Source organism: Streptomyces sp. NPDC104202, assembly GCF_055584185.1.
Window position 1 is genome coordinate 20,659 of the sequence record NZ_JBVJMN010000055.1, and the last position, 7,162, is coordinate 27,820.

At 73.0% G+C, this 7,162-nt stretch carries 8 protein-coding genes; 6 read left to right on the forward strand and 2 right to left on the reverse strand.

What is annotated here, in order from left to right:
• The first annotated feature begins 44 nt into the window (after positions 1-44).
• From ACZ60W_RS28710 to ACZ60W_RS28725, 4 genes are all read left to right on the forward strand, one after another.
• Entirely contained in the window at positions 45-440 is a 396-nt protein-coding gene (locus tag ACZ60W_RS28710; RefSeq protein WP_469758286.1) for a roadblock/LC7 domain-containing protein, read from the forward strand.
• The gene (locus ACZ60W_RS28715) at positions 437-1,222 is read left to right on the forward strand and encodes a transcriptional regulator (RefSeq protein ID WP_469758287.1); all 786 of its coding nucleotides are present in this window, start codon (positions 437-439) and stop codon (positions 1,220-1,222) included. Before ACZ60W_RS28710 ends, ACZ60W_RS28715 begins: the two co-directional genes overlap by 4 nt.
• A 41-nt stretch (positions 1,223-1,263) precedes the next feature.
• Entirely contained in the window at positions 1,264-1,656 is a 393-nt protein-coding gene (locus tag ACZ60W_RS28720) for a roadblock/LC7 domain-containing protein (RefSeq protein ID WP_366309140.1), read from the forward strand.
• Positions 1,657-1,735: 79 nt separating this feature from the next.
• Entirely contained in the window at positions 1,736-2,107 is a 372-nt protein-coding gene (locus ACZ60W_RS28725) for a hypothetical protein (RefSeq protein WP_469758288.1), read from the forward strand.
• Between the two features lie 7 nt (positions 2,108-2,114).
• On the opposite strand, the gene ACZ60W_RS28730 is transcribed toward ACZ60W_RS28725, so the two are convergent.
• Positions 2,115-2,954 (reverse strand): MurR/RpiR family transcriptional regulator, encoded by an 840-nt coding sequence (locus ACZ60W_RS28730; protein ID WP_469758289.1) that lies wholly within the window; start codon positions 2,952-2,954, stop codon positions 2,115-2,117.
• Positions 2,955-3,278: 324 nt separating this feature from the next.
• Positions 3,279-4,667, reverse strand: a complete 1,389-nt coding sequence (locus ACZ60W_RS28735) for a cystathionine beta-synthase (RefSeq protein WP_469758290.1) — start codon at positions 4,665-4,667, stop codon at positions 3,279-3,281.
• A gap of 139 nt (positions 4,668-4,806) precedes the next feature.
• Between ACZ60W_RS28735 and ACZ60W_RS28740 the strand changes: the two genes are divergently transcribed.
• Entirely contained in the window at positions 4,807-5,841 is a 1,035-nt protein-coding gene (locus ACZ60W_RS28740) for an SGNH/GDSL hydrolase family protein (protein ID WP_469758291.1), read from the forward strand.
• Between the two features lie 111 nt (positions 5,842-5,952).
• Positions 5,953-7,162: acetyl-CoA C-acetyltransferase (locus tag ACZ60W_RS28745; RefSeq protein WP_469758292.1), on the forward strand; the 1,210-nt coding region annotated here is incomplete at its 3' end.

Consider the following 7,162-nt stretch of genomic DNA (forward strand, 5'->3'; position numbering starts at 1 on the left):
GTCACTGCCGCACGTCCGCACGCCGCATCGGGAGGGGAATCCGCGTGCCCGGAATCGACGAGTGCCTTATGGAGGCCATGGCCCTGCCAGGCGCTCGCGGAGCCTCCCTGGTCGACTGGACCAGCGGACTGGCCCTGGGGACGACGGGTGAATCACCCACCGGCGACCACGAGACGACGGCCGCCGAGACGGCCGAGATAGCCAGGGCGGCGGCCGAGTTCGACTCCTTCACCACCAGCGGGGAACCGGACGCGCCACCGGGCCCACCCGTGGAGGACCTGATCGTCACCACCCGTGCCGGCTATCACGTCCTCCGTTTCGTCGAGACGTCCTTCGACAGCAGCGTATTCCTCCACCTCTGGCTCGACCGCGACACCGGCAATCTCGCCCTCGCCCGCATACGGCTGCGGGACCTCGCCGAGAGGCTGGTCCTCGGATGAGCCCCACCGCCACCGCCACCGCCGCCGCCCCGGTCTCCCCGATGCTGGTCCGGCTCGCCGCCGAGAAGGCCACCGGCGCCCTGCTCCGCGACCACGGCACCCTCTACCTCGTCGACGGCCGCGTCGTGCACGCCGAGAGCCCCGCCGCCCCCGGCGTCGACGTCCTCCTCACCACCGGCGGCCGGCTCCCCCGCGAAGGCTGGGACGAGGCCGTCGACCGGGCCGGCGCCCACCGCGCCGTCGGCCGCTTCCTCGTCGACAGCGGCCGCCTCCACGACGGCGAACTGGAGATCTGCCACCTCGGCGCCGTCTTCGACGCCGCCTTCTTCGCCCTCTCCCCCACCAGCGGACCGACCCGCTTCCGCTACGGGGTCGGGCACTGGTTCGGCACCGTGCGACCCGTCTCCGCCGAGGCCGTCGAGCGCGAGACCGTCCGCCGCCGCGAACTCCTCGACGCCGTCTGGCCGTACGCCTCCGTCGACACCGCCCCGGTCGTGCCCCGCGCCGCCGGCCCCGGCCAGAGCGTCGGGGCGCGCCAGCGCGCGCTGCTCGCCGCCGCCGACGGGGAGCGCACGCCGGCAGAGCTGGCGCGGCTGCTCGGCCGGCCCGCCTTCCACACCCTGCTCGACGTCCGGCGGCTCGCCGCCGCGGGACTCGTCGAGACCCCGCTCGTACCCGACTCCGTACCGCCACCGCCGGTACTCGCACCGGCCCCGTCGGTCGCGGATCCCGACATCGCCCTGCTGCGCCGGCTCCGTGACGCCCTGGAGGCACACCTGTGATGAGGCGTGCCCTGCGCCTGCGCGCCGAGAGGAGACAGCTCATGACGGCAGAAGCCGAGGTCCTCGGCGAGCTCAGACGGCTGCGGGCCCGGCTCCCCCAGCTCACGGGGGCCCTCGCGGCCAGCGCCGACGGACTCGTCCTGGCCCACGACACCGTGGACGGCGAGGCGGAGAGCGTGGCCGCGCTCACCGCGGCGGCGCTCGGCGTCGGGCAGCGGCTGACCGACTCCACCGGGCAGGGCCGCTTCCGGGAGCTCCTGGTCCGCGGCGAGAGCGGCTACGTCGCGACGTACGCGGCGGGCGGCGCCGCCGTCCTGACCCTCCTGGCGGAGCCCCGCATCAACGTGGGCCGGCTCCATCTGGAGGCCCGCCGGTCCAGCGCCCGGATAGGCGAACTCGTCGACGGCGCGCTGGAGCGCAGAGACCTGAACTGACACCCCCGCACGCCGCGGGACCGAACCGAACCGTCCGGACGGGCACCGTCCGGACCGCACCCGAAAAGGAAGTACGACCATGGCGAACACCGAAGCGGCCCTCAAGGACGCGGCCACCATCGAGGGCGCCATCGGCGCCGCCCTCGTCGACTACACCAGCGGCATGGCGCTGGGCACGATCGGCGGCGGCAAGGAGCTCGACCTGAACGTGGCCGCGGCCGGCAACACCGACGTCGTCCGGGCCAAGGTCCGCGCGATGGAGATGCTGGGGCTCAACGACGAGATCGAGGACATCCTCATCACCCTCGGCACCCACTACCACCTGATCCGGCTGCTGAAGGGCCGCAATACCAACGGTCTGTTCCTCTACCTCGCCCTGGACAAGGGCCGCGCGAACCTGGCGATGGCCCGCCACCAGCTGAAGAAGATCGAGAACGAGCTGGAGGTCTGACCGCCCGCTACTCGACGAACAGGCCCCGCGCCGCCGCCTTCGCGTCGAACTCCTCCAGACGCGCCTGCGCGTCCGGGAGCTCGTCCGCCATCGCCTCCAGGAGGACCCGGCCGAGCATCATCGGCGCGCAGGCGGTGTCGAAGGCGAGCCCGGTGCCGACGGCGGCCGGGATGAGCAGGTCGCTGTGGGCGGCGACGGGCGCGAACGCGGACTCGGCGACGGTCACGACCGTGAGCCCGGCCGTCCGCGCGTACTCCAGCGCCTCGACGACCTCGCGGGCGTGGCGGGGCAGCGCGAAGCACAGCAGGGCCGTGGCACCGGCCCGGACGGCCGCGTCGACGCGGTCCGTGAGCATGGAGCCGCCCTCGTCGAGGAGGCGGACGTCGGGGTGCACCTTGGCGGCGAAGTAGGCGAAGCCGCGCGCCTGCGAGGAGGCGGCCCGCAGCCCCAGCACCGGCAGCGGACGGGAGGCGGCGAGCAGCCGGCCGGCCCGTTCGACGGGCGCCGGGTCGGCCAGCAGCCCGGCGAGGTGCTGGAGGTTCTCGATCTCGGCGAGCACGGCCTGCTGGTACTCGTTGTGCTGCTCGCCCCCGGCGGCGCCGGGCTCGGGGGGCGCGACCTCCCGCAGATGGCGGCGGAGCGCCGGATAGCCGTCGAAGCCGAGGGCCACCGCGAAGCGGGTGACGGAGGGCTGGCTGACCCCGGCGAGCTCCGCGAGCTCGACGCTGGAGAGGAACGGCACGTCCCCGGCGCGCCGCACCATGCAGTGGGCGATCCGCCGCTGGGTCGGCGTGAGCCGGTGCCCCTCGAAGAGCGCCTGCAGCCGGCCGGCCGGACCGTCGCTCATGCCGCCCCTCCCTATTCACCCGCCGATAAGACTGCATAAGGATATGCAGCGGGGCGAGGGGAGGGCCAGCGCGTACCGCGCACCGGGACGGTTGCGCGGGGACCGCCGCACCCCCGTGAACGGGGGGCGGGACGACGGCGGTCCCCGCGGGGGACGCGGGCCCGGGTCAGGGCCGGCCTCCGCGTCCGCGGCGTCTCTGGAGGCCCGGGAGCCGCTCCGGAAGTCCGTGACGCCGACAACCCTCACTGTGCCGGAGGCGTGTTAAGCGGGTGCTGCGCGCACGTGTCACGCTCGTACCGGTTGTACGAAGAACCCGTTGCGCCGTTACCTGGCGCCGCCGTTGGCCAGGAAGGCCAGCAGGTCCTGACGGCTGACGACACCGGTCGGCTTGCCCTCGACCAGCACGATCGCCGCGTCGGCGGCCTCGCCCAGGACGGACATGAGGTCGGCGACCGGCTCGCCCGAGCCGACCTGCGGCAGCGGGGCGCTCATGTGACGCTCCAGCGGGTCCTCCAGGGAGGCGCGCTGGGTGAAGAGGGCGTCGAGCAGCTCGCGCTCGACGACCGAGCCGACGACCTCGGCGGCCATGACGTCGGGGTGGCCGGCGCCGGGCTTCACGATCGGCATCTGGGAGACGCCGTACTCGCGCAGCACCTCGATGGCCTGGCCGACGGTCTCGTCCGGGTGCATGTGGACGAGGGAGGGCATGACGCCCTCCTTGTGCCGCAGGACGTCGGCGACGGTGGCGGTGGAGGTGTCCTCCAGGAAGCCGTAGTCGGCCATCCACTCGTCGTTGAAGATCTTCGACATGTAGCCGCGGCCGGAGTCGGGCAGCAGGACGACGACCACGTCGTCGGGGCCGAGCTCCTTGGCGACCTCCAGCGCGGCGACGACCGCCATGCCGCAGGAACCGCCGACGAGGAGGCCCTCCTCCTTGGCGAGGCGGCGGGTCATCTGGAACGAGTCCTTGTCCGACACGGCGACGATCCGGTCGGTGACGTTCCGGTCGTAGGCGGTGGGCCAGAAGTCCTCGCCGACGCCCTCGACCAGGTACGGACGGCCCGAGCCGCCCGAGTAGACCGAGCCCTCCGGGTCGGCGCCGATGACCTTGACGGAGCCGCCGCTGGCCTCCTTGAGGTAGTTGCCGGTGCCGGAGATGGTGCCGCCGGTGCCGACACCCGCCACGAAGTGGGTGATCTTCCCCTCCGTCTGCTCCCAGAGCTCGGGACCGGTGGTCTCGTAGTGGGAGCGCGGGTTGTTCGGGTTGGAGTACTGGTCGGGCTTCCACGCCCCGGGGGTCTCACGGACCAGCCGGTCCGACACGTTGTAGTACGAGTCGGGGTGCTCGGGGTCGACGGCGGTCGGGCAGACGACGACCTCGGCGCCGTAGGCGCGCAGCACGTTGATCTTGTCCAGGGACACCTTGTCGGGGCAGACGAAGATGCACTTGTAGCCCTTCTGCTGGGCCACGATCGCCAGGCCGACGCCGGTGTTGCCGGACGTGGGCTCGACGATGGTGCCGCCGGGCTTGAGCTCGCCGCTCTGCTCGGCCGCCTCGATCATCCGCAGGGCGATCCGGTCCTTGACCGAGCCGCCGGGGTTGAAGTACTCGACCTTGGCCAGGACCGTCGCCTGGAGGCCCGCTGTGACGTTGTTGAGCTTCACCAGCGGGGTGTTGCCGACGAGGCTGATCATCGAGTCGTGGAATTGCACCGTAATCTCCGGGGTCTCCGTAATGGTGTGGCCAGCGTATGCGTAGTCGGAGCGGGTTACGGGGCAGTTAGACCCTGAACGGCTTGAAGGACCTGGTACCGCTCGACGGACCCAACGGCTTGAAGGAGGTGACGGCCCCATGTCGAGGGCGAGGGTGGCGCGCCGGATCGCGGCGGGTGCGGCGTACGGCGGCGGGAGCATCGGGCTGCTGGGGGTGGCGGCCGTGGGCGTCCTGCTGGCGGAGATGCAGCTCGCGAAGCGCACGGTGGGCGACGGGGCGGCGCCCCTGCCGCCCGCGGCGGACGGCCTCTACGGCCGCGCGTTCGGCTCGCAGGACCCCCTGCGGCTCGCCCTTCTGGGTGATTCCACGGCGGCGGGCCAGGGAGTGCGCCGCTCGGGTCAGACCCCGGGCGCGCTGCTCGCCTCGGGACTCGCCGCGGTGGCGGAGCGGCCGGTGGTGCTGCGGAACGTGGCGCTCTCCGGGGCGCGCTCGGACGACCTGGAGCGCCAGGTGTCGCTGCTGCTCGCCCAGCCGCTCGGCCCGCCGGACGTGTGCGTGATCATGATCGGGGCCAACGACGTGACGCACCGGATGGCGCCCACCGAGTCGGTGCGGCTCCTGGCGGCGGCGGTGCGGCGGCTGCGGACGGCCGGGGCCGAGGTGGTGGTCGGCACCTGCCCGGACCTGGGCACCATCGAGCCGGTCTACCAACCCCTGCGCTGGCTGGCCCGGCGGGCCTCGCGGCAGCTGGCGGCGGCCCAGACGATCGTGGTGGTGGAGCAGGGCGGGCGGACGGTGTCGCTGGGCGACCTGCTCGGCCCCGAGTTCGCCGAGAACCCGCGCGAGATGTTCGGCGTCGACAACTTCCACCCGTCGGCGGAGGGGTACGCGACGGCGGCGATGGCCGTCCTGCCGACCCTCTGCGCGGTCCTGGGCGTCTGGCCGGAGGCGGACCGGCTGGAGCCGGCCCGGCGCGAGAACATGCTGCCGGTCGCCAAGGCGGCGGCCGAGGCGGCCCGGGAGGCGGGCACCGAGGTGACGGGCGCCCGGGCCCCGTGGGCGCTGCTGAAGCACCGGCGCAGGCGGCGGCTGCCGGTGGCGGAGGGAGCGGTGGAGGGCGCCGTCGGCGGGGCCGCGGAGGGCGCCGCGGCCGCCGAGACCCCCGCCAACTGAGCGCTCGCTTAGAAAAGAGGCCCGCGTCACACCGCCAGGGCGGTGACCCCTGCGGTACGTACGGGTAACTTCCCTTGCAGTCCGCTCTCTCCGCACCCTCATGGAGCCGTGATGCCCGAAGCAGTGATCGTCTCGACCGCCCGCTCGCCCATCGGCCGGGCCTTCAAGGGCTCCCTCAAGGACCTGCGGCCGGACGACCTCACCGCGACCATCGTCCAGGCCGCCCTGGCGAAGGTGCCGGAGCTGGACCCGCGCGACATCGACGACCTGATGCTGGGCTGCGGCCTGCCGGGCGGCGAGCAGGGCAACAACCTGGGCCGCATCGTCGCCGTGCAGATGGGCATGGACCACCTGCCGGGCTGCACGATCACCCGCTACTGCTCCTCCTCGCTGCAGACCTCCCGCATGGCGCTGCACGCGATCAAGGCGGGCGAGGGCGACGTCTTCGTCTCGGCCGGCGTCGAGATGGTCTCCCGCTTCGTCAAGGGCAACTCCGACTCGCTGCCCGACACGCACAACCCGTACTTCGCCGAGGCCGAGGCCCGCACCGCCGAGGTCGCCGCCTCCGAGGGCTCCGTCTGGCACGACCCGCGCGAGGACGGCATCGTGCCGGACGCCTACATCGCGATGGGCCAGACCGCCGAGAACCTGGCCCGCCTGAAGGGCATCAGCCGCCAGGAGATGGACGAGTTCGGCGTCCGCTCGCAGAACCTCGCCGAGCAGGCCATCAAGAACGGCTTCTGGGAGCGCGAGATCACCCCCGTGACGCTGCCGGACGGCACCGTCGTCTCGGCGGACGACGGCCCGCGCGCCGGCGTCACCCTGGAGGGCGTGCAGGGCCTCAAGCCGGTCTTCCGCCCCGACGGCCTGGTCACCGCCGCCAACTGCTGCCCGCTGAACGACGGCGCCGCCGCCCTGGTGATCATGTCCGACACCAAGGCCGCCGAGCTGGGCCTGACCCCGCTGGCCCGGATCGTCTCCACCGGCGTCTCCGGCCTCTCCCCCGAGATCATGGGCCTCGGCCCGGTCGAGGCGTCGAAGCAGGCCCTCAAGCGCGCCGGCCTGACCATCGGCGACATCGACCTCGCCGAGATCAACGAGGCCTTCGCCGCCCAGGTCATCCCGTCCTACCAGGACCTCGGCCTCGACCTGGACAAGGTCAACGTCAACGGCGGCGCCATCGCCGTCGGCCACCCCTTCGGCATGACCGGCGCCCGCATCACCGGCACCCTGATCAACAGCCTCCAGTTCCACGACAAGCAGTTCGGCCTGGAGACCATGTGCGTCGGCGGCGGCCAGGGCATGGCGATGGTCATCGAGC

Bases quoted from the DNA above. Each gene is read 5' to 3' on its own strand.
- ACZ60W_RS28715 (WP_469758287.1), top strand. From the start codon at position 437: ATGAGCCCCACCGCCACCGCCACCGCCGCCGCCCCGGTCTCCCCGATG.
- ACZ60W_RS28720 (WP_366309140.1), top strand. From the start codon at position 1,264: ATGACGGCAGAAGCCGAGGTCCTCGGCGAGCTCAGACGGCTGCGGGCC.
- ACZ60W_RS28725 (WP_469758288.1), top strand. From the start codon at position 1,736: ATGGCGAACACCGAAGCGGCCCTCAAGGACGCGGCCACCATCGAGGGC.
- ACZ60W_RS28730 (WP_469758289.1), bottom strand. From the start codon at position 2,954: ATGAGCGACGGTCCGGCCGGCCGGCTGCAGGCGCTCTTCGAGGGGCAC.
- ACZ60W_RS28740 (WP_469758291.1), top strand. From the start codon at position 4,807: ATGTCGAGGGCGAGGGTGGCGCGCCGGATCGCGGCGGGTGCGGCGTAC.